Here is a 23,310-nt window from a genome sequence, read left to right on the forward strand (position 1 = left end):
CCATTCCAGTTCTTCCACGCGCCGCTCGGGGCGGTCAGCGTGATGCTGCGGCGAGTCGGCCGTGCAGGAGCGCGGCGAGACCAGCCGGGGTCGGGTGGTCGTAGACGACGACCGTGGACAGGGTGAGCCGGGTGGCGGCGCCCAGGCGGGTGCACAGCTGGAGGGCGGAGAACGACGAGAAGCCGATCTCGGTGAGGTTGTCCTCCGGGTCGATGTCCGCGGCCCCGCCGAGGCCGAGGACGTCGGCGGCGCCGGTCCGTACGAGGTCGAGGAGCACGGCGCGGGCCGCGGCGTCGTCGGCCGCCTCCGCCAGCCGGGCGCTCAGCCGTTCGGCCTCGGCGTCCGGGTCGCCGCCGGCCACGCCGGGGGCGGTGGCCGCGGGCGGCGGGAGGACGTCGCGCAGCAGGGGGCGCTGGGCGTCGCCCTGCGCGGCGGTAAACCGGGGCCAGTCGGCGTCGGCGACGACGGTGGTGTCGGCGCCGGCCGCGGGCAGCCGGCCGAGTACGTCCAGGGCGGGCCCGGGCGGCAGGGGGCGCAGGCCGGGTGCCGCGAGGTCGGTCCGGTCGGTGGGGGGCGCGAGGCAGACGGCGGCGGCGGGCAGGCCGGCGGCCCGGCGGGCGTCGGCCAGCGCGGTCAGCGCGGCGTGCGCGGGGGCCTGTTCGCCGCCGCCGGGGAGGGCGAGGACGGCCGGGAGCCCGGCCAGCACGACGAACGCCGCCAGGTCGGCGTCGCGGGTCAGCTCGTCGAGGTGGCGGGCGGTGGCCAGGGCGGCGTACGGGGCCGGCTCCGCGGCGCCGGCCGCATGGACAACGGCGGTGGGCGGGAGGTCGGCCAGCAGGGCGGCCAGGGCCTCGCGGTCGCCGCCGGGGTCGGGCCGTACGGTGACCACCACGCCGGTGTCGGCGAGCCCCTCGGGGGCGTGGTCGGCCAGGAGGACGAGGTGGTCGGCGCCGTTCCGGGCGAGCCAGCGGGCGGCGGACGCCCCGTGCGGGGTGCCGGCGCCGGTGACGAGGACGGTGCCGGTGGGCCGCCAGAGGTCGGCTCCGGTGGCGTCGGCGGGCAGCGGGGCGAGGCGGCGGGCGTGGAAGCCTCCGGCGCGCAGGGCGAGCTGGCGTTCGGCGGCCGGGCCGCTCGCTGCGGCGGGGTGCCCGGTGGTGGCGGCGAGGAGGCCGGTGAGACGGCGGGCGGCGGCCTCGTCCAGCTGCCCGGGCAGGTCGACGACGCCCCCGGACCAGCCGGGGATCTCGGCGGCCGCGCTGTGCAGCACGGCCGCCGCCGGAGCCTGCGCGGAGCGCGGGGTGTCGGCCGCGTCGACGGCGACGGCCCCGTGGGTCAGGCCCCACACCGGTACGGGGCGGCCGGCGGCGGCCACCGCCCGGACCAGGGCGGCGGTCAGGGCCGTGCCGGTGGAGACCGGGTGCGCGGGGTGGGGGCGCTCGTCCAGGGCGAGCAGCGAGAGCACCCCGGCGACCGGCCCGGCGCCGCCGGTCAGCCGGTCCCGGAGCTCTTCGACGGTCTGCTCCGGGGCGGCTTCGGGGTCCACGGCCAGGGTCGCGATGTTCAGCCCGCCGGCGGTGAGCGCGCCGGTCACGGCGTCGACCGCGGGTGTACGGCCCGGGGCGGCGGGGACGACCGCCAGCCAGGTGCCGGTGGCGGCGGGGGCCGGGTCCGGGCCGGTCTGCGCGACCGGGTCCCAGCGCAGCCGGTAGCCGCCGCGGCGGGCGCGCCGCCAGTCGGCGAGGGCCGGCAGCAGGCCGGTGAGCTGGCCGCGTTGGGCCTCGTCGACGTGCAGGGCGGCGGCCAGCCGGGTCACGTCGCCGCTCTCGACGGCGTCCCAGAAGGGGGCGTCGGCGTCGGTGGAGGTACGGGGCCTGGCGCCCTCCGGCGGGTCCACCCAGAGCCGGCGGCTCTGGAAGGCGTAGGTCGGCAGCGGCACGAGCGCGCCGCGTGCGGCCCGGCCGTCCGGGCGGGCGGCCCCGGCCTCGTCCTCCGCCGCGTGCTCGTCCGCAGCGGTCGCCTCGGCGGCCGGTGCGGCGGGCGGGTCCGTCTCCTGCCGGGCGCCGCCCGCGTGCAGCCGGGCGAGCGCGGTGGTGAACGCGGTGGCCTCCGGCTCGCCGGGCCGCAGGGCGGCGGCGAGCACGGCGCCGCCGGCGGGCTGCGCGGCGCCGGTCGCCAGGCAGTCGTGGGCGAGGCCGGTAAGCGTGCCGTCCGGGCCCAGCTCCAGGTAGAAGCGGACGTCGTGCTGCGCCAGGTGGCTGACGGAGTCCGCGAACCGCACGGTGCGGCGTACGTGGTCCGCCCAGTAGCGCGGGGAGGCGGCCTCGTCGGCGTCGAGCACCTTGCCGCTGAGGTTGGAGACGACGGGGATCCGCGGCGGCCGGAAGGTGAGCCCCGAGACGACGTCGGTGAACGCGGCCAGCATCGGTTCCATCAGCGGGGAGTGGAAGGCGTGGCTGACCCGCAGCTTCTTGTGCTTGTGGCCCCAGACCTCCCAGAAGGCGCGGATCTCCTCCACGGCGGCCTCCTCGCCGGAGATCACCGTGGTGCCGGGCGTGTTGACGGACGCGATGCCGACCCGGTCCTCGCGGCCCTCCAGCATCGGGAGCAGCTGCTCCTCGGCGACCTGGAGCGCCACCATGGCGCCGCCCTCGGGCAGCGCCTCCATGAGCCGGCCGCGCGCGGCGACGAACGTGCAGGCGTCGGGCAGGTCGAGCATCCCGGCGACGTGCGCGGCGCTCAGCTCGCCGACCGAGTGGCCGAGCAGGTAGTCGGCGCGCACCCCGCGGGACTCCGCGAGCCGGTAGAGCGCGACCTCGACGGCGAAGAGGGCGGGCTGGGTGTAGCCCGTACGGTCCAGCAGGGCCGCGTCGTCGCTGCCGGGAGCGGCGCTGCCGACGTCGGCGAAAACAAGGTCGCGCAGCGGCCGGTCGAGGTGGGGGGCGAAGCCCGCGCACACGTCGTCGAAGGCCGCGGCGAAGACCGGGTACCGCTCGTACAGCTCGCGGCCCATGCCGGCGCGCTGGGAGCCCTGGCCGGTGAAGAGCACGGCGGTACGGCCCGCGCGGGCCCGGCCGGTGACCGCCGCGGCGGCGCCGTCGGCGACGGCCCGCAGCCCGGCGAGGACCTCGGCGCGGCTCTCGCCCACGGCGGCGCCCCGGTGGTCGAGGGTGGCCCGGGCGGTGGCCAGGGTGTGCGCGACGTCCGGCAGCGCCAGCTCCTCGTGGGCTTCCAGGTGGCGGTGGAGGCGGTCGGCCTGGGCGCGCAGCGCGGCGGCGGTGTGGCCGGAGACGCGCAGGACCACCGGCCCCGGCGGCTCGGGGGCGGGTGCGGCCGGCTCGGTCGCGGGCGGCTCCTCGATGATGGCGTGGGCGTTGGTGCCGCTCATGCCGAACGAGGACACCCCCGCCCGGCGCGGGCGTTCGGCGTCGGCGGGCCACGGCAGGTCCTCGGTGAGGAGCGCGACGTCGCCGGCGCTCCAGTCGACGTGCGGGGAGGGCGCGTCGATGTGCAGGCTGCGGGGCAGCACGCCGTGCCGCATCGCCAGCATCATCTTCATCAGCCCGGCCGCGCCGGCCGCCGCCTGGGTGTGGCCGAGGTTGGACTTCACGGAGCCCAGGCGCAGCGGGCGGCCCGCCGGGCGGCCCTGCCCGTAGGCGGCGAGGATCGCCTGCGCCTCGATCGGGTCGCCGAGGGTGGTGCCGGTGCCGTGTGCCTCGACGGCGTCCACGTCGGCGGACGACAGCCCCGCCGAGGCGAGGGCCTGCCGGATGACGCGCTGCTGGGAGGGGCCGTTGGGCGCGGTGAGGCCGTTGGAGGCGCCGTCCTGGTTGACGGCGGAGCCGCGGAGCACGGCCAGCACGCGGTGGCCGTTGCGGCGGGCGTCGCTGAGGCGTTCCACGAGCAGCAGCCCGGAGCCCTCCGCCCAGCCGGTGCCGTCGGCGGCGGCGGCGAACGGCTTGCAGCGGCCGTCGGGGGCGAGGCCCCGCTGCCGGCTGAACTCCACGAAGATGCCCGGCCCGCACATGACCGTGGCGCCGCCGGCCAGCGCGAGGGAGCACTCCCCGGCGCGCAGCGCCTGCGCGGCCAGGTGCAGGGCGACCAGGGAGGAGGAGCAGGCGGTGTCGACGGTGACGGCGGGGCCTTCGAGGCCGAAGGAGTACGCGACGCGGCCGGAGGCGATGCTCGGCGCGCTGCCGATGCTGATGTGGCCCTCGTAGCCCTCCAGCGCCTTGCTGACCTGGGTGGCGTAGTCGCTGTACATGACGCCGGCGAAGACGCCGGTGTCGCTGCCGCGCAGGGAGGTGGGGTCGATGCCCGCGTCCTCGAACGTCTCCCAGGCGGTCTCCAGCAGCAGCCGGTGCTGGGGGTCGGTGGCGGCGGCCTCGCGGGGCGTCATCTCGAACGCCTCGGGGTCGAAGTGGGCGGCGTCGTAGAGGAATCCGCCCTCCTTGACGTAGGTGTGGCCGGGCCGGTCGGGGTCGGGGTCGTACAGCCCCTCGACGTCCCAGCCGCGGTCGCGGGGGAAGGCGGAGACGGCGTCGCCGCCTTCGGACAGCAGCCGCCACAGGTCCCCGGGCGAGCGGACGCCGCCGGGCAGGCGACAGCCCATGCCGACGATCGCCACGGGCTCGTGGCGGCCGGCTTCGGCGTCGGCGAGGCGCTGCCGTGTCTCGTGCAGGTCGGCGGTGACCCACTTGAGATAGTCCAGGAGCTTTTCCTCGTTGGCCATCGCGCTGATCCCCTCAGCTCCTCGACACGTCGGGCACGGGCGTCATGGTCACCAGTCGGGCTAAAGCCCCACTAACCCGAACTTCTCCGCGCTTGTCCGCGTGCCGGGCGCGCGCGCCGTGCACGGTGCGCGCGCCCGGCCGCCACGGCCGGGGCCGGTGCCCCGGCGGGGGTCAGCGGCCGGTGCTCACCGGCAGCACCCGCGGGCCGATGAGCCGCAGGTTGTCGTGCCACTCGGCGCCCGGCAGCACCGTGAGCCCGGGGAAGCGGCCGTACAGCCCCTCCAGGGCGATGCGGATCTCCAGCCGGGCCAGGGCGGCGCCGATGCAGAAGTGCACACCGCGGCTGAAGCCGATGTGCGGGTTGGGGTCGCGGGTGATGTCGAAGCGCTCCGGGTCGGTGAAGCGGCGCTCGTCGTGGTTGGCGGAGAGCAGCCAGGCGACGACCAACTGCCCCTCGGGGATGGTCTCCCCGCCGAGCTCGACCTCCCGGGTGGTGACCCGGAACGCCTGGCTGAGCGGCGGGTAGTAGCGGATCGTCTCCTCGATGGCGCCGGGGATCAGCTTCAGGTCCTTGCCGAGGGCGGCGCGCTGCTCGGGGTTGGCGTCGAGGGCGAGCACGGCGCTGGCGATGACGGAGGTCGCGGTGACGTGCCCGGCCATCAGGAGCAGCCCGGCGAAGTTCGCGATCTCCTCCTCGTCGAGCCGGTCGCCGTCGATCTCCGCCTGGGTGAGCTTGCTCAGCAGGTCCTCACCGGGGTTCCGCAGCCGCTCACGGGCGTGCCTGCTGAAGTACTCGGTCTGCTCGCGCAGGGCGTCCATGACGCTCTCGTCGTTGAGGACGTCGGTGACCGCGCTGGTCGTGGAGGCGCGCGCCTGGGCCCACTTGTGGAACAGGGTGCGGTCCTCGGCCGGTACGCCGAGGAGTTCGGCGATGGTGATGACGGGCAGGGTGTACGCGAAGTCGGCGATCAGGTCGAACTCGGCGCGGTCGCCCAGGTCGTCGAGCAGTTCCCCGGTGATGGCCTCCATCCGGGTGCCCAGCTCGCGCACGGTGCGCGGCGTGAACGCCTGGCTCACCAGGCCCCGGAGCCGGTTGTGCTCCGGCGGGTCCATGAAGCCGAGGTTGGCGCGGTTGACGGTGCCGAGCGGCATCACGCGGTCCAGTTCGGCCGAGTACGTGGAGGCGTCGGTGAGGACCTCCGCCACGTCGTCGTAGCGGAGGACCTGCCACGTCTTGGTCTCGTCGTCGAACAGGACGCTCTTGAAGGCGCGTCCCATGGCGAGCTTCCCCATCAGGGCCGCGACGGGATCGGGCGACTCGGCTCCCGGGGCGCCAGGGGTGGTTTCTTCAGCCATTTCTCACTCCGTACCGAATTCTTGACGCGGCGGTGACGAAATACCTCTCGCCGCGGCCCGGACCGGACCCAGCATAAGTCGGCGCCGGACGGGTAAGACAGCCCCAAATCGCCTTTCGGGCATGGACATTAACCGGGCGCAAGCTCAGCTTTAGGGACGCCGATCAGCATGATATTCGGCGCTTTCTGCATTCTGCGTCGACGGTTATCCGCTCTTTACCGCGGTCCAGCAGCCGGGAGGTCTTCGGATGGGTGTCCCCCACAACGATGCCCAGGTGTACGTTCACGGGGTGGGCACGGCGCTGCCCGGCCCGCCCGTGACCAACGAGGACATCGCCGCGCACTACGGCATGCCGACGGTGTGGCGGCAGTGGGTGGACGAGTTCATCGGGACCCGCAGCCGGCACCTCGCCGTCGACCTGGCCTCCGGGAAGGTCACGCACACGCTCACCGACCTCGGCGAGAGCGCCGCCCGCGGCGCCCTGGCGGACGCCGGGCTGACGGCCGGCGACGTCGACGTGGTGGTGATGAGCAGCGCGACCCCGGACCACCTGGCGCCGGCCACGGGGAGCCGGGTCGCCGCCCGCCTCGGCATCACCGGTGTGCCCGTCTTCCAGCTGCAGTCCGGCTGCACCGGCGCCGTACAGGCGCTGGAGGTCACGCTCGACCTGCTGGGCAGCGGCGCGTACCGTACGGCCCTCGTCATCGGCGGCGACACCAGCGCCAAGCACACCAGCCCCGACGTGGACGCCGCGAGCGTCCCGCTGGAGGTCCAGGTCAACGGGCTGATCTTCGGCGACGGGGTGGGCGCCGCGGTGCTCGGCACGAACCCCGCCGCGGGCCGGCCCGTGCTGCGGCACGTGCACACCCGTCTCGTCGGCACGGGCCGCGAGCCGGGCCAGACGGTGTACTGGTTCGGCCGCGCCTCCACCGCCGACGGCGTGCCCGCCGCGGAGGACTACAAGACCATCGAGAACGCGGCCGCGCCGATGGCCGCCGACGCCCTGAAGCACATGCTGCACGCGCTGGACTGGGAGGGCGGCCGGCTGCACTACCTGCTGCCGCCGCAGCTCTCCTCGCGGATGACCAGCCGCACCCTCGACCACCTGGGCCTGACGGACACCGAGGCCATCAGCCGGGTCACCGAGATCGGCAACACCGGCAACGCGATCCCCTACTTCCAGCTCGAACTGCTGCTGCCCCGGCTACGCCCCGGCGACCGCGCCGTGGGCGTGAGCATCGAGGCCAGCAAGTGGATCAGGTCCGGCTACGCAGTGGAGCAGCCGGCCTGACCGGCCCCGTACGGCCGGAGTGGACCTGACCGGCCCCGTGGAACCGCCCGAGAGAAGGAACCGTCCGCATGACGATCGACCCGAAGACCCCGCTCACCCACAACCCCGTCATCGACGGGCTGGTCGCGTCCTGGCGCCAGATCGTGGACGCCGAGTACTCGCCGCATGACGAGCGGCTGCCGGACCTCGCCGTGCTGGCGCGGAGCACGGCGCGCGCCGTCGCGGCGGCGGTGCCGCGGCCGATCGCGGAGGTGGCCGCGCCGGACGCCCCCGACGAGCCGGGCGAGAAGGTGCTGCTGGAGAAGGTCATCCAGGAGGTGGCCGACCGCGAGTACACCCCGCTGAGCCCCGACGGGCCCAGCGTCGGCGACCTCGTCCTGGTGACGGAGAAGATCTACAACTCCGACCGGGAGGAGATCGGCGCGGACACCGGTCGGCTGCGCATCATCCGCAAGGACCCGGAGACCGGCCACCACTTCACGGTCTCGCTGGTGTCCTCCACGGTGCAGGGCAACAAGCTCTTCGGCTTCGGCTACACCGAGATGGAGACGCAGCTCTCCGGCGGCCGCACCACCATCCGCGTCGCCTGCTACGACGGCCCGTGGGCCGGCATGAGCGGCGACCTGTCGTGGGTGATCAGCTCCATGACCGCCGCCGAGTCCCGCTACGAGCTGCACCGCTGAGCCCCGGACGGACGCCCTCCCGTCGTCCGTTCGCGAGGAGCCGCCGGGGAACGTCCCCCGGCGGCTTTCGCGTGCCCGGGGTGCTTTCCGGTGGATGTACGCGGCCGGGGCGGCCGGCGCTTCCCGTACGCGAACGGGGCCCGGGGGGCGGTGCGCCCCGGGCCCCGTCGCCGCCCGCGGTCACTCCAGGCCGAGCTCCTGGTTGATCATCGCGAACATCTCGTCGTCCGTGGCGTCGTCGAACTCCGACCCCGGCTCCGCCTGCTCCACCGGCCGGTCGAGACGGCGGAGCAGCGCACGCAGGCGGCTCTCCACCTCCGTGCGGGTGTCGGTGTCGTCCGGCGGGACGGTGAGCGCGGCCTCCAGCTTCGTCAGCTCCCCGAGCACCGTCGGCTCCGCCTCGGCCCCGTCCGCAAGTCCCAGCGCGTCGCGCAGGTGGTCGGCGAGGATCTGCGGCGTGGGGTAGTCGAAGACGAGGGTGGCGGGCAGCCGCAGCCCGGTGGCCGCGTTGAGCCGGTTGCGCAGCTCGACGGCGGTCAGCGAGTCGAAGCCGAACTCCTTGAAGCTGCGGTCGGCGCCCAGCGCGTCCGCCGAGCCGTGGCCCAGGACGACGGCGGTGTTGCCCCGTACGACCCCGAGCAGCTCCTCCGCCTGGCGGGCCGCCGGCTGCCCGGCGAGGCGCTCGGCGAGCGACCGGCCGCCGGCGGCCGCCTCGCCCGCGGCGGCCGTGCGCCGCACGCCGGCCCGGACCAGGCCGCGCAGCAGCGGGGCCAGTTCGCCGCGCTCCGCCTGGCCGCGCAGGGCGGGCAGGTCGAGGGCGACGGGGACGAGCCGGGCGCTGCCGGCCCGCAGCGCCGCGTCGAACATGGCCAGCCCGTCGGCGGCGGCCAGCGGCGCGATGCCCTGCCGGGCCAGACGGGCGATGTCCGCCTGTTGCAGGTGCGCGGTCATGCCGCTGGACTGGGCCCAGTAGCCCCAGGCCAGCGAGGTCGCGGGCAGCCCCGCCGCCCGCCGCCGCTCGGCGAGCGCGTCCAGGAAGGCGTTGGCGGCGGCATAGTTGGCCTGCCCGGGGGTGCCGAACACGCCGGCGGCCGAGGAGAACAGGACGAACGCCGCCAGGTCAGCGCCGCGGGTCAGCTCGTCCAGGTTGAGCGCCGCGTCCACCTTCGGCCGCAGCACCCGCTCCAGCCGCTCGGCGTCGAGCGCGCCGAGGAGGCTGTCGTCCATGACGCCCGCGGCGTGCACCACGGCGGTGAGCGGGTGTGCCGCCGGCACGTCGGCCAGCAGGGCGGCGAGCGCGTCGCGGTCGGCGGCGTCGCAGGCGGCGATCCGTACGTCCGCGCCGAGGGCCGTCAGCTCGTCGCGCAGCTCGGCCGCGCCGTCGGCGGCCGGGCCGCGGCGGCTGGTCAGCAGCAGGTGCCGCACACCGTGCGCGGTGATGAGGTGCCGGGCCAGGAGGCCGCCGAGCAGGCCGACGCCGCCGGTGATGAGCACCGTGCCGGCGGGGTCGAGGCGGCGCGGCGTGGTCAGGACCACCTTGCCGGTGTGCCGGGCCTGGCTCATGTACCGGAACGCCTCCGGCGCCTCCCGCAGGTCCCGGGGCTGGACGGGCAGCGGGTGCAGGTAGCCGTTCTCGAACAGCTCCCGCAGGTCGGCGAGCATCTCCGCGATCCGGTCGGGGTCCACCTCGCGCAGGTCGTACGCGTCGTAACTGATGTCGTCGCGCAGCTCGGCCAGCTGGCCGGCGTCGCGGATGTCGGTCTTGCCCATCTCCAGGAACCGGCCCCCGGGCGCCAGCAGGCGCAGCGAGGCGTCGGTGAACTCGCGGGCGAGGGAGTTGAGGACGACGTCGACGCCCCTGCCGCCCGTCGCGTCCCGGAAGCCCGCCTCGAAGTCCAGGTCGCGGGAGGACGCGGCGTGCCCGTCGTCGACGCCCAGCGAGCGCAGCAGCTCCCGCTTGGCGGGGCTCGCGGTGCCGAAGACCTCCAGGCCCCAGTGGCGGGCGAGCTGGAGCGCGGCCATGCCGACGCCTCCGGTGGCCGCGTGCACGAGCAGGGTCTCCCCCGCCCGTACGCCCGCGAGGTCCACCAGGCCGTAGTACGCGGTGAGGAAGACGACCGGGACGGCCGCGGCCTGCTCGTACGTCCAGCCGGACGGCATCGGGACGACCATGCGGCGGTCGGTGACGGAGACGGGGCCGAACGCGCCGGGGAGGAACAGGCCCATCACCCGGTCCCCCGGCGCCAGATCCGTCACGTCCGCGCCGACCTCCAGCACGACGCCGGCGGCCTCGCTGCCCATGATCGCCTTGCCGGGGTAGACGCCGAGCGCGATGAGCACGTCGCGGAAGTTCATGCCGGCCGCGCGCACCGAGACCCGGATCTCCCCGGGGGCGAGGGGCGCGTCGGCGTGCGGGGACGGGATGAAGGCCAGCTTCTCCAGGGTGCCGGGGCCCGTCGTCTCCAGCCGCCAGCCGGTGCCGTCCGGCGGCAGGAGCACCGACCCGGAGCCGGCGAGCCGGGAGAGGCGGGGGGCCAGCGCCTCGCCCCGGCGCAGGGCGAGCTGGGTCTCGCCGCGGCGCACCGCGCCGCGCAGGGCGGGCACGAGGGCGCGGTGGGAGCCGGGGTCGTCGTCGGTGTCGACGAGGAGGAAGCGGTCGGGGTTCTCGGTGGCGGCGCTGCGGACCAGGCCCCAGACAGCCGCGGCGGCCAGGTCGGCGGGCCGCTCGCCGGTTTCGGTGGCGACAGCGCCCCGGGTGGCGACGACGAGCCGCGCCTCGGGGCGGGGAGGGGTGTCGTCGGCCAGCCAGGTCTGGAGAGCGGCGAGGGCGTCTTCGACGGTACGGCGGACGGCGGCGGCGGACGGCGCGGCGTCACCGCCCGCGGCCGGACCGCCCACTGGATCGCCCACCGGGCCGCCAACCGGGAGGAGGACCAGCTCCGGGCCGTCGGTGTCCGTGACGGTCACCACCGGGACCCCGGCCTCCGTCAGCGCCCCGGCCAGGCCCAGCGGGTCCGCGCCGAGCACGCCGCAGGTGACGGACGGCTCGCCGGCGGGGGCGGGAAGTTGCGCGGGGGTCCAGGTGACGGTGAAGGGCAGCTCGGCCGCCGCCGCGTCCGCGGCGCCGGCCACGGCGGCGGGGCGCAGGGCGAGCGACGCCACCGACAGCACGGCCTGCCCCGCGGGGTCGACGGCGTCGACGCGCACAGCGCCGTCGCCGGCGGGGGTGACACGTACGCGGACGGTGGAGGCGCCGGTACGGCCCAGGGTCACCTGGGAGAGCGCGAAGGGGACGAGGACGCCGCCGGGGTCGCCGGCGGGTCCGGTGGGGCCGGTCGCCGGGGTGTCGGCCGCGAGGGCGGTGTGCAGCACGGCGTCGAGGAGCGCCGGGTGCATGCCGAAGCGCCCGGCTCCGTCCCGTACCGGCTCGGGCAGCGCCACCTCGGCGACCCAGCCGTCGCCGTCGCGCCAGACCCGCCGGACGCCGCGGAAGGCAGCGCCGTAGCCGTAGCCGCGCCCGGTCAGCTCGGCGTAGAAGTCCTCTGCCTCGACGGCCGCTGCGTCGCCCTCGGCGGGCGGATCGGCGAAGGCCGGAGCGGAGAGGCGGTCGATGCCGTCGTCGGCGGGCACGAGCACGCCTTCGGCGTGGCGCGTCCACACCTCGCCCGCCTCGGCGGTACGGGAGAACACGCCGAACGCGCACCGCCCGTCCGCGTCCGCAGCGTTGACGGTGACCTGCATCTGAGCGGTGAGACCCGGGGTGAGAACCAGCGGCTCCTTGAGCATCAGCTCCTCGACCGTGGCGCAGCCGACTTCGTCACCGGCGCGGAAGGCCAGCTCCAGGAAGAGCGCGGCGGGTACGAGGGTGACGCCGTTGACGGCATGGTCAGAAAGCCAGGGGTGGGTGCGGAGGCTGAGGCTGCCGGTCAGGACGGTGGAGCGGCTGTCGTCGTCGGCGAGGTGGAGGGCCGCGCCGAGGAGGGCGTGCTCGGTGTCCTGAAGGCCGAGGGTGGCGGGGTCGCCGCCGGTGGCGGCGGAGGCGTCGAGCCAGTAGTGGGCGTGTTGGAAGGGGTAGGTGGGGAGGTCGGCGGGTGTGGTGGGGGTGGTGTACCAGTCGACGGGGGTGCCGTGGGTGTGGAGGTGGGCGAGGGCGAGGTGGAGTTGGGTGGGTGAGTGTTCGTGGCGTCGGAGGGTGCCGGTGGTGAGGGCGGAGGGGTCGGTGTCGGTGATGGCCGTCGTCAGCGTCGGGTGGGGGCTTGCCTCGACGTAGGTGGTGTGGCCGGTGTCGATGAGGTGGGTGAGGGTGTGGTGGAAGCGGACGGTTTCGCGGAGGTTGGTGTACCAGTAGTCGGCGGTCAGGCCGGTGGTGTCGAACTCCTCGCCGGTGACGGTGGAGTAGAACGGAATCGAGGCTGCCGCAGGCTCCAGTCCGGCCAGGACGTCGAGGAGGGTGTCGCGGAGTTCGGTGACCTGCGGCCCGTGGGAGGCGTAGTCGACGGGCAGCAGCCGGTTGCGTACACCGGCTTCCTCACACCGGGCGAGGTATGCCTGTACGGCGTCGGTGTCGCCGGAGATGACGGTGGCGGTGGGGCTGTTGACCACCGCGACGGACAGCTTGCCGTCCCAGGCGGCGATCTCCTCGGTGACCTGGGTGTGCGGCAGGGCGACGGAGGCCATGGTGCCCTTGCCGGACAGCGCGCGGATGGCCTGGCTGCGCAGGCAGACGACCTTCGCCGCGTCCTCCAGGGTGAGGGCGCCGGCGATGTGGGCGGCGGCGATTTCGCCTTGGGAGTGGCCGATGACGGCGTCGGGCTGGATGCCGTGGTGCTGCCACAGCCGCGCCAGGCTGACCATGACGGCGAACAGCGCGGGCTGGACCACATCCACCCGCTCCAGCAACACCCCTTCCGGATCGGACAGCACCTCGGTGAGCGACCAGTCGTCCGCGTACACCGACAGCGCCGTCTCGCACTCGGCGATGGCCTGCGCGAAGATGGGCTCGGCGTCGATCAGGTCCGCGGCCATGCCCGCCCACTGCGCACCCTGACCCGGGAAGACGAACACCGTCTTCCCCGCGGACTGGACCTCGCCGCCGACCACCCGCGCCGAAGGTTCACCAGCGGCGATCGCCGCCAGCCCCTCCAGCAACTCGTCCCGCTCAGCGCCCACGACCACCGCCCGGTGATCAAGCGCGGAACGCGTAGCGACCAGGCTGTGCGCCACCTCGGCCGGAGTGATCTCTGAGTGCTCGGACAGGTGCTCCCGGAGCCGTGCGGCCTGGTCGGCGAGCGCCTGCGGCGTGTGCCCGGACACCGGCCACGCCACCACACCACCCGGCTCGACCACCTCGGCCACGGCCTCGACCTCTTGCGCCTGCTCGATGATGACGTGCGCGTTCGTCCCGCTCATGCCGAACGACGACACGCCAGCCCGCCGCGGCCGGTCATCGCCCACCGCCCAGGCCCGCTGCTCCGTCAGCAGTTCCACTCCGCCTGCTGCCCAGTCCACGTGGGGGGACGGTTCGTCCGCGTGCAACGTCCGCGGGAGGACCCCTTCCCGCATCGCCATGACCATCTTGATGACGCCGCCGACACCGGCCGCCGCCTGCGTGTGGCCGATGTTCGACTTCAGCGAGCCCAGCCACAGCGGCTGTTCGTCCGGGCGCTTCTCCCCGTACGTGGCCAGCAGCGCCTGCGCCTCGATCGGGTCGCCCAGCGTGGTCCCCGTACCGTGCGCCTCCACCGCGTCCACATCCGATGTCGACAAACCGGCATTCGCCAGCGCCTGCCGGATCACCCGCTGCTGCGACGGGCCGTTCGGCGCCGTCAGCCCGTTCGACGCGCCGTCCTGGTTCACCGCGGAGCCACGCACCACCGCCAGCACCTTGTGCCCGTTGCGCCGCGCGTCCGACAGCCGCTCCACCAGCAGCAGCCCCACACCCTCCGACCAGCCCGTGCCGTCCGCGCCCGCGCCGAACGCCTTGCAGCGCCCGTCCGGCGACAGCCCGCGCTGCCGGCTGAACTCCACGAACGTACCCGGCGTGGACATCACCGCGACGCCCCCCGCCAGCGCGAGATCGCACTCGCCCTGCCGGAGCGACTGGGCCGCCATGTGCAGCGCCACCAGCGACGACGAACACGCCGTGTCCACCGTCAGCGCCGGGCCCTCAAGTCCGAGGATGTACGAGATCCGGCCCGACGCGATGCTCCCGAACGTCCCCGTCAGGGTGAAGCCCTCGACGCTCTCCGCCGCCTGCTCCGCCCATCGGGCGTAGTCGTGGTACATCGCGCCGACGAACACGCCCGTCTGGCTGCCGCGCAGCGCGCGCGGGTCGATGCCGGCGCGCTCCACCGTCTCCCAGGTGGTCTCCAGCAGCAGCCGTTGCTGCGGGTCCATCGCCAGCGCCTCCCGCGGGGAGATGCCGAAGAACCCGGCGTCGAACTTCGCCGCGTCGTGCAGGAAGCCGCCTTCGCGGGTGTACGAGGTGCCGCTGTGCTCGGGGTCCGGGTGGTACAGCTCCTCGACGTTCCAGTTGCGGTCCGTCGGGAACGGCGTGATCGCGTCCGTGGCCTCGGCGACCAGGCGCCACAGGTCCTCCGGGGAGGCGACGTCGCCCGGGTAGCGGCAGGCCATTCCGACGATCGCGATCGGCTCGTCGTCGGTGGCCGCGGTGCGGCCCGCGGGGGCGGCGGGGCGCCCGGTCCCGGCCGCCGGGGCGGCCGAGGACAGCAGGTAGGCCGCGAGGCCGTCGGGGGTCGGGTAGTCGAAGAGCAGGGTCGCCGGCAGCCGGAGGCCGGTCGTGGCGCTCAGCCGGTTGCGCAGTTCGACGGAGGTGAGCGAGTCGAACCCGAGGGCCTTGAAGCTGGCCTCCAGGTCGAGCCGGTCGGGCGAGGCGTGGCCGAGGCTGGTGGCGATGTCGCGGCGCAGGACGTCCAGCACCAGTGTGCGCCGCTCGGACTCGTCGAGGCCCGCGAGCCGCTCGGTGAGCGGCGCCACCGCATCGCCCGTTCCCGTACGGGCGGACGCGACCCGGCGCGCGGGGGCCGGGACGAGGCTCCGCAGGAGGGCGGGGAGCGTGCCGGTCGCGGCGGCGGTGCGGAGGGTGGGGAAGTGCCAGCGCGTCGGGACGAGCAGCGCGTGGTCCGTACCGCAGGCGGAGTCGAGCAGCGGCAGAGCCTCGTCCGGGGTGAGGGCGAGGACGCCGTTGCGGGCCATGCGGGCGATGTCGGCGTCGTCCAGGTCGCGGGTGATGCCGCTGTCGGTGTCCCACAGGCCCCACGCCAGGGACGTGGCGGCGTGGCCGGCGGCCCGGCGGTGGTGGGCCAGCGCGTCGAGGAAGGCGTTCGCCGCGGCGTAGTTCGCCTGGCCCGCGTTGCCGAGGACGCCGAAGATGGAGGAGAAGGTGACGAAGGCCGTGAGGTCCAGGTCGCGGGTCAGCCGGTCGAGGTGCAGGGCGGCGGTGACCTTCGGGTGCAGGACGCGGTGGAGTTGCTCGGGCGTCATCGTGGCCACGACGCCGTCCTCCAGGACGCCCGCGGCGTGTACGACGCCGGTGAGCGGGTGCGCGGCGGGGACGGTGGCCAGGAGGGCGGCGAGGGCGTCGGCGTCCGTCGTGTCGCAGGCGGCGAGGGTGACCTCGGTGCCCGACCCGCGCAGCTCGGCGGCGAGTTCCGCGGCGCCGGGGGCGTCGGGGCCGCGGCGGCTGACGAGGAGCAGGTGCGGCACGGCGTGGCGCTCGGCCAGGTGCCGGGCGACCACCGCGCCGAGGGCGCCCGTTCCGCCGGTGATGAGCACGGTCCCGGCGTCCCGCCACGGGTTCCGTACGGCCTCGGCCGGGAACGCCCGGCGGACGAGGCGCGGGGCGAGGCGCTGCTCGCCGCGCAGGGCGATCTGCGGTTCGTCGGCGGCCAGGGCGTGCTGTACGACGGACGCGAGGTCCGCCGGGGCGGCGGCGACCGGGTCGAGGTCGACGAGCAGGAAGCTGCCGGGGTGTTCGGCCTGGGCGCTGCGGACCAGACCCCACACGGCGGCTTCGGCGAGGTGGGGCGAGGCCCCCTCCCCCGTCGCCACGGCACCGCGGGTGACCACGACGAGGGTCGCGTCGGCGAGAGCGGCGTCCGCGGTGAACTCGCGGAGAGCGGCAAGGACGGTCTCGGTGGTCCGCTGGACGGCGAGGGCGGGGTCGTCGTCGGCCGGTGGGACGGCGAGGGTGACGACGCCGGGGGCGGGCGCGCCCGCGGCGACGGCGGCGCTGAGAGCGGCCACGTCCCCGTACGGAGGCGGGGCGTCGGGCAGTCCGCCGGGCACGTCGCCGACGCACGCCCAACCGCCGGGGGCGTCGGCGGCGGGCACGGCGGGCAGCGGGGACCACTCGACGGCGTGGTGTTCGGCGTGCGCGGATTCGCCCTGGCCGGAGGCCAGCTGGGCGGAGGAGGCGCGGCGGAACGCCAGCGACTCGACGGAGGCGAGGAGTTCACCCGCCTCGTCCGTGACGGTGAGGGCGACGGTGTCCGCGCCCGTGGGCCGGATCCGTACGCGGGCCGTGGTGACGGGCGCCCGCAGCACGCGCACGCCGGACCAGGCGAAGGGCAGCAGCAGGCCGCCGTCCGCGGGCCGGCCGGGCTCGTCGGGGGCGGCGAGGCCGTGGAGAAGGACCGCGTGCAGTGCCGCGTCCAGGAGCGCCGGGTGGAGTACGAACCGGGGGTCGCCCGTGTCCGCCTCGGGCAGCCGCACCTCGGCGAACGTCTCGCCGTCGCCCTGCCAGACGGCGGTGAGGCCCTGGAACGCGGGCCCGTAGACGTACCCGCGCTCCGCGAGCGTCGCGTACGCGTCCGTGACCGGCAGGCTCCGGGCGTCGGCGAGAGGGAACCGCGTGTTACCCGCGTCGGCGTCCTGGGAGCCGACGGCCAGCCGCCCCTGGGCGTGGCGCAACCAAGGTGTGTCGTCTCCGGCGCCGCCGGCCGGGCGCCCGTACACGGCCAGCGACCGGCCGCCCGCCGCGTCCGGGGCACCGACGAGCACCTGCACCTGGACGGGCGTCGACTCCGGGACGTGGAGCGGCGCTTCGAGGGTCAGCTCCTCAAGCGTGTCGCAGCCGACGCGGCGAGCGGCGTGCAGGGCGAGGTCGACCAGCGCCGCGCCGGGGAGGACGGTCGCACCGAGGATGAGGTGGTCGGCGACCCAGGGGTGGTCGGCCTGCGACAGCCGCCCGGTGAGCAGCGTCCCGCCGCCGTCCGCCTGCTCGACCTCGGCGGTGAGGAGGGGGTGTTCGGTGGGGGTGAGTCCGGTGGCGGTGAGGTTGGGGGTGGGGGTGTCGTGGAGCCAGTAGGTGTGGTGTTGGAAGGGGTAGGTGGGGAGGTGGGTGGTGTGGGTGGTGGTGGGCCAGGTGAGGGGGTGTGGGTGGTGTGGAGGGTGGCGAGGGCGGTGGTGAAGGCGTGGGCTTGTCCGTGGTCGCGGTGTTGTGCGGCGACGGCGGTGGCGGGGGCGAGGAGGGTGTCGGTGGTGAGGGTGGTCAGGGTGGTGTCGGGGCCGAGTTCGAGGTACGCGGTGGTCCCGGACTCTTCGAGACAGCCGGTCACGGCCGTGTACTCGACGGTGTGGCGCAACTGCCCGGCCCAGTAGTCGGGTGAGGCGGCCTGCTCGGGGGTGAGGGGTTGTCCGGTGCGGTTGGAGATGACCGGCAGGGCGGGGGTCTGGGCGGGGGTGTCGGCGACGGCTTGGCGGAAGTCGTCGAGGATGGGGTCCATGTGGGCGGAGTGGAAGGCGTGGCTGACCCGCAGCCTGCGCGCCCGCAGCCCCGCGTCCTGACACCGTGAGGCGACAGTGTCGATGGCATCGGCCGCGCCCGTAAGAACGGTGTGGGTCGGACTGTTGGCCGCCGCGACCTCCACGCCGGTGCCGTCGGTCAGGGGGGTGAGGGTGTCGACGGGGGCGGTGACCGACAGCATCGCCCCACCGGCGGGCAGGGCGCCCATCAGCCGCCCGCGGGTGGCGACCAGCCGCGCGGCGTCCGGCAGGGTCCATACCCCGGCCAGGTGCGCGGCGGTGAGTTCCCCGATGGAGTGACCGGCCAGGAAGTCCGGCCGCACCCCGAAGGACTCCGCCAGCCGGAACAGGGCCACCTCGTACGCGAACAGCGCAGGCTGCGTGTACGTCGTGTCGTCCAGCAGCTCAGCGTCCTGCCCGAACATCAAGGGCTTCAGCGGCCGCGGCAGATGCGCGTCCAGGGCCGCGCAGGCTTCGTCCAGCGCTTCGGCGAAGACCGGGTACGTCTCGTACAGCTCCGCGCCCATGCCGGGGCGTTGGGCGCCCTGGCCGGTGAACAGCACCGCCAGCTTCCCCGCCCGGTACCGCCCCACCACCGCCCGGTCCGAGCCCTCGCTGTGGGCGACGGCCTCCAGCCCGGCCAGCAACTCGTCACGGTCCGCGCCGACGACCACCGCACGGTGATCCAGCACCGCACGCGAACGCACCAGCGAGGCGGCCACCGCACGCAGGTCGGTCTCGGGGTGCTCGCTCAGGTGCGCCCGCAGCTGACCGGCCTGTGCGGCCAGCGCTTCCGTGGTGTGCCCGGACACCGGCCACACCACCGGACCCGGGACCGTCTCCGGGGCGTTGGGCGTGCGCTCGTCCGCCGCCGGGCCCTGCTCGATGATCACGTGCGCGTTCGTGCCGCTGATCCCGAACGACGACACCGCCGCCCGCCGCGGACGCGCCCCGTCCACCACCCACGGCCGCTGCTCGGTCAGCAGCTCCACCGCACCCGCGGACCAGTCCACGTGCGGCGACGGCTCATCCACATGCAACGTCCGCGGCAGCACCTCGTGCCGCATCGCCTCCACCATCTTGATCACACCCGCGACACCCGCCGCCGCCTGCGTGTGCCCCAGGTTCGACTTCAACGACCCCAGCCACAACGGCGCACCCTCAACCCGCCCCTGCCCGTAGGTCGCCAGCAACGCCTGCGCCTCGACCGGGTCGCCCAGTGTCGTCCCCGTACCGTGCGCCTCCACCGCATCGATGTCCGATGTCGACAAACCCGCATTCGCCAGCGCCTGCCGGATCACCCGTCGCTGTGATGAACCGTTCGGCGCGGTCAGACCGTTCGACGCCCCGTCCTGGTTCACCGCCGAACCACGCACCACCGCCAGCACCTCGTGCCCGTTGCGCCGCGCGTCCGACAGCCGCTCCACCAGCAGCAGCCCCACACCCTCCGACCAGCCCGTGCCGTCCGCGCCCGCGCCGAACGCCTTGCAGCGCCCGTCCGGCGACAGCCCGCCCTGGCGGCTGAACTCCATGAACATGCTCGGCGTCGCCATGACCGTGACCCCGCCGGCCAGCGCGAGCGTGGACTCCCCGCTGCGCACCGACTGGCACGCCAGGTGCAGCGCCACCAGCGACGACGAACACGCCGTGTCCACCGTCACCGCCGGACCCTCCAGCCCGAACGCGTACGCCACCCGACCCGACGCCACACTCGGCGCACTTCCGGTCAGCAGGTGCCCCTCGGCGCCGCCGCCCGGTTCGCTCAGCCGCGGGCCGTACTCCTGGAACGTACCGCCGACGAACACCCCGGTCCGGCTGCCGCGCAGCGCGGACGGGTCCACTCCGGCGCGCTCGAACGCCTCCCAGGCCGTCTCCAGCACCAGCCGCTGCTGCGGGTCCATCGCGGTCGCTTCCCGCGGGGAGATGCCGAAGAGCGCGGCGTCGAAGGCGCCCGCGTCGGGGAGGAATCCGCCGCGGTGCGTCGCGGAGCCGCCCGGGTGTTCCGGGTCGGGGTTCAGCAGGCTGCCGAGGTCCCAGCCGCGGTCGGCGGGGAACGGGCCGGTGGCGTCGGTGCCGTCGGCCACCAGGCGCCACAGGTCGTCGGGGGAGGTGACGCCGCCGGGGTAGCGGCAGGCCATGCCGACGATGGCGAGGGGCTCGTCGTCGGCTTCGCGGGCCGCGGTGGGGGCTGCTTCCCGGCCGCCACCGGTGAGCTGTTCGTACAGGCCGGCGGCGAGCCGCAGCGGCGTGGGGTGGTCGAAGAGCAGCGAGGAGGGCAGGGCGAGGCCCGTCGCCTGGCCGAGGCGGTGCCGCAGGTCGACGGCGCCGAGGGAGTCGAGGCCGAGGTCGCGGAAGGCCCAGCGCTCTTCGACGTCGGCCGGGGAGGCGTGGCCGAGGAGCTGCGCGGTCTCGGTGCGGACCAGGTCGAGCAGGAGTTGCCTGCCGGTGTGGGCGTCGCGGGCGATCAGCCGGTCGTGCCACTCCCGGGCGGCGGAGGCGGCGGGGGGTTCCGGCTCCGTCTCCTGGTCGGTGGTCGCCGGTTCGTCGGTGACGGGTGCCGTCCCGGTCTCGGCGGGGTTGCGGGGGGCGAGCCAGTAGCTCCGGCGCTGGAAGGGGTAGGTGGGCAGCGGTACGCGGACGGCGTCGGCCGGGACGAGAGCGGCCGCCCAGTCGACGTCGGCGCCGTGGGCGTACGCCGTGGCCACCGCCTCGCGGAGTTCTTCCGCGGCGGGGCGGCGGCCGCGGCCCAAGGGGACGAGGGCGAGGCCGGGTTCCTCGACGCAGTCGCGGGCCATGGTGGTGAGGGTGGCGTCGGGGCCGAGTTCGACGAACGTGGTGACGTCCGCCTCGCGGAGCCGCCGGACGCCGTCGGCGAAGCGCACGGCCTGCCGGACGTGGCGTACCCAGTAGTCGGGCGAGCGCAGCTCGTCGTCCGTGGCGGGCTCACCGGTGACGTTGGAGACGATCGGGATCGCCGGCCGGTGGAAGGTGAGGGAGGCGGCGACCTCGCGGAAGGCGTCGAGCATGCCGTCCATGTGGGCGGAGTGGAAGGCGTGGCTGACGCGCAGCCGCTTTGTTCGGCGCCCCCGGTCGTGCCAGCGCCCGGCCAGGGCGAGGACGGCCGCCTCGTCGCCGGAGACGACGGTGGCGCGGGGGCCGTTGACGGCGGCGACGCAGACGGCACCGTCGACGGCGTCGAGTTCGGCCGTGATCTCCGCCTCGGTCGCCTCGATCGCGGCCATGGCGCCGCCGGCGGGGAGCCGGTCCATGAGCCGCCCGCGGGCGGCGACGAGGGTGCAGGCGTCGGCGAGGGACAGCACGCCGGCGACGTGCGCGGCGGCGAGTTCGCCGACGGAGTGGCCGAGGAGCACGTCGGGGCGCATGCCCCAGCTCTCCAGCAGCCGGTACGCGGCCGTCTCGTAGGCGAACAGCGCGGGCTGGGTCCAGGCGGTGCGGTCCAGCAGCGCGGCCTCCGCGGTGTCCTCGGCGGCGGCGAGGACGGTGCGCAGGGGGATGTCGAGGTGCGGGTCGAAGGCGGCGCAGGCGGCGTCGAACGCCTCGGCGAATGCCGGGTGGGCGGCGGCGAGTTCGAGCCCCATGCCGGGGCGCTGGCTGCCCTGTCCGGGGAAGAGGAAGCCGGTGGCGCCGCGCAGGGCGGTGCCGCGTGCGGCGCCGGGGGGTGTGCGGCCCTCGGCCAGGTCGGTGAGGCCGGTGAGGAGGGTGTCGCGGTCGGCGGCGTGCAGCACGGCGCGGTGTTCGAAGGCGGCGCGGTGGGCGGTGAGCGTCCGGGCGACGTCGGCGGGCCGGTGGCCGGGGTGTGCGGTGAGGTGGGCGGCGAGGCGGGCAGCCTGGTCGCGCAGGGCGGGTTCGCCGCGGGCGGAGAGCACGTACGGCAGCGGGTGGGCGCTGTCGTACGCGGCGGGCGCGGAGCCGGCGGGGGCGGGGTCCGCGTCGGGGGCCTCGCGCAGCACGACGTGGCAGTTGGTGCCGCCCATCCCGAAGGAGCTGACGCCGGCCACGAGGGGCCGCTCGGGGTGCGGCCAGGCGCGGGTGGCGCGTACGAGGTCGAGGCGCAGGTCGCCGAGGGGAATGTTGGGGTGGGGGGCGGAGAAGTTGAGGCTCGGCGGGAGCTGCCGGTGGCGCAGCGCGAGCACCGTCTTGAGCAGGCCGGTGATGCCGGCGGCGCCTTCGAGGTGGCCGACGTTGGTCTTGACGGAGCCGACGAGCAGCGGGTCGTCCGCGGCCCGGCCGGGGGCGGCGAAGGCGCCGAGGGCGGCGGCCTCCACGGGGTCGCCGAGCCGGGTGCCGGTGCCGTGCAGCTCGACGTACTGCACGTCGCCCGGGGCGACCCCGGCCCGGCGGTAGGCGGCGTGGAGGACCTGTTCCTGGGCGTCCTGGCCGGGCTGGGTGAGGGTGGGGGTGCCGCCGTCGTTGTTCATGGCGCTGGCGGTGATGACGCCGTAGACGTGGTCGCCGTCCGCGCGGGCCAGCGCCAGCGGCTTGAGGACGAGCACGGCGCCGCCTTCGCCGCGTACGTAGCCGTCGGCCGCGGCGTCGAAGGTGCGGCAGACGCCGGTGGGCGACAGGGCCCCGAAGCGGGCGGCGGTGAGGAATCCGTCGCCGGTGAGGGCCAGGTTCACGCCGCCGCAGAGCGCGACCTGCGACTCGCCGCGCCGCAGGCTCTCGCACGCGAGGTGGACCGCGACGAGGGAGGACGACTGGGCGGTGTCGACGGTGAGGCTCGGGCCCTGCAACCCGAGGGTGTACGAGACGCGGTTGGCGATGACGCCGCGGCTGAGGGCGGTGGCCGTGTGCCGGCCGATGCCGTCGGGGCCGTGGTCGCGGGTGACGGCGGAGTACCCGTCGTCCATGGCGCCGACGAACACGCCGACGGGCGCGCCGTGCAGGGTGGCGGGCACGATGCCGGCCTCTTCGAGCGCCTCCCAGGCCAGCTCCAGCGCGAGCCGCTGATGGGGGTCGACGGCGGCGGCCTCGCGGGGCGGGATGCCGAAGAAGGCGGGGTCGAACGCGTCGACGGCGTCGAGGTAGCCGGCGCGCGCGGTGCCGAGCAGCCCGGCGTCCACGAGGGCCTGCGGGGAGGGGGAGCCGGCGGGCCAGCGGCCCTCGGGCAGCGGGCGTACCGCGTCCCTGCCGTCCCGCAGCAGCTCCCAGAACGCGTCCGGTCCGTCGGCGCCGGGCAGGCGGCACGCGACGCCGACGACCGCGATCGGCGCCCGGTCCGCCGACGGGCCGCCGACGGCACCCTCCGCCCGGTCCGCGTCCCGGTGGGGTTCCTGTCCGGCAACCGACATGGTCGGCAACTCCCATCCACGAGTTCCAGGCAGGCGGGATCGAGCGCTGCCCGGCTGTGGGGTAGATGCTCGGCAGCCCGGCTAAAGCCGCCCTTGCCGCGGCCTTTGGCGGGGCGGCGGGCCGGGGGTGCGTCCAGGGGTGTCATACCAGGCATGCGGGACACGGCGCCGGA

At 75.4% G+C, this 23,310-nt stretch carries 5 protein-coding genes and 2 pseudogenes; 2 read left to right on the forward strand and 5 right to left on the reverse strand.

Annotated features, from left to right (window positions below; genetic code table 11):
• Nucleotides 1-34 precede the first annotated feature (34 nt).
• Both ACHZ99_RS18395 and ACHZ99_RS18400 read right to left on the reverse strand, forming a co-directional pair.
• Nucleotides 35-4,729, reverse strand: a complete 4,695-nt coding sequence (locus tag ACHZ99_RS18395) for a type I polyketide synthase (protein WP_420305717.1) — start codon at nt 4,727-4,729, stop codon at nt 35-37.
• Nucleotides 4,730-4,901: 172 nt separating this feature from the next.
• Nucleotides 4,902-6,086, reverse strand: coding sequence for a cytochrome P450 (locus ACHZ99_RS18400; protein WP_420305718.1), 1,185 nt, complete (start codon nt 6,084-6,086; stop codon nt 4,902-4,904).
• A gap of 274 nt (nt 6,087-6,360) precedes the next feature.
• On the opposite strand from ACHZ99_RS18400, the gene ACHZ99_RS18405 reads away from it, so the two are divergent.
• A complete protein-coding gene (locus ACHZ99_RS18405; protein ID WP_420305719.1) occupies nt 6,361-7,377 on the forward strand; it encodes a 3-oxoacyl-ACP synthase III family protein in 1,017 nt (338 codons plus the stop codon).
• A gap of 68 nt (nt 7,378-7,445) precedes the next feature.
• The gene (locus ACHZ99_RS18410) at nt 7,446-8,060 is read left to right on the forward strand and encodes an allene oxide cyclase barrel-like domain-containing protein (protein WP_420305720.1); all 615 of its coding nucleotides are present in this window, start codon (nt 7,446-7,448) and stop codon (nt 8,058-8,060) included.
• Nucleotides 8,061-8,240: 180 nt separating this feature from the next.
• On the opposite strand, the gene ACHZ99_RS18415 is transcribed toward ACHZ99_RS18410, so the two are convergent.
• The 3 genes and pseudogenes from ACHZ99_RS18415 to ACHZ99_RS18425 form a co-directional block, all read right to left on the reverse strand.
• On the reverse strand, nt 8,241-17,087 hold the full coding sequence (locus ACHZ99_RS18415) for an SDR family NAD(P)-dependent oxidoreductase (protein WP_420306053.1): 8,847 nt from the start codon (nt 17,085-17,087) through the stop codon (nt 8,241-8,243).
• Nucleotides 17,088-17,279, reverse strand: a pseudogene (locus ACHZ99_RS18420) (hypothetical protein); the annotation flags it as partial.
• A 197-nt stretch (nt 17,280-17,476) separates the two neighbouring features.
• Nucleotides 17,477-23,137 (reverse strand): annotated as a pseudogene (locus ACHZ99_RS18425) (type I polyketide synthase); the annotation flags it as partial.
• Nucleotides 23,138-23,310 lie beyond the last annotated feature (173 nt).

The organism is Streptomyces sp. MAR4 CNX-425, assembly GCF_048656465.1.
Lineage (GTDB): Bacteria > Actinomycetota > Actinomycetes > Streptomycetales > Streptomycetaceae > Streptomyces.

Coding starts and splice junctions, on each gene's coding strand:
- ACHZ99_RS18395 (WP_420305717.1), bottom strand. CDS start 4,729: ATGGCCAACGAGGAAAAGCTCCTGGACTATCTCAAGTGGGTCACCGCC.
- ACHZ99_RS18400 (WP_420305718.1), bottom strand. CDS start 6,086: ATGGCTGAAGAAACCACCCCTGGCGCCCCGGGAGCCGAGTCGCCCGAT.
- ACHZ99_RS18410 (WP_420305720.1), top strand. CDS start 7,446: ATGACGATCGACCCGAAGACCCCGCTCACCCACAACCCCGTCATCGAC.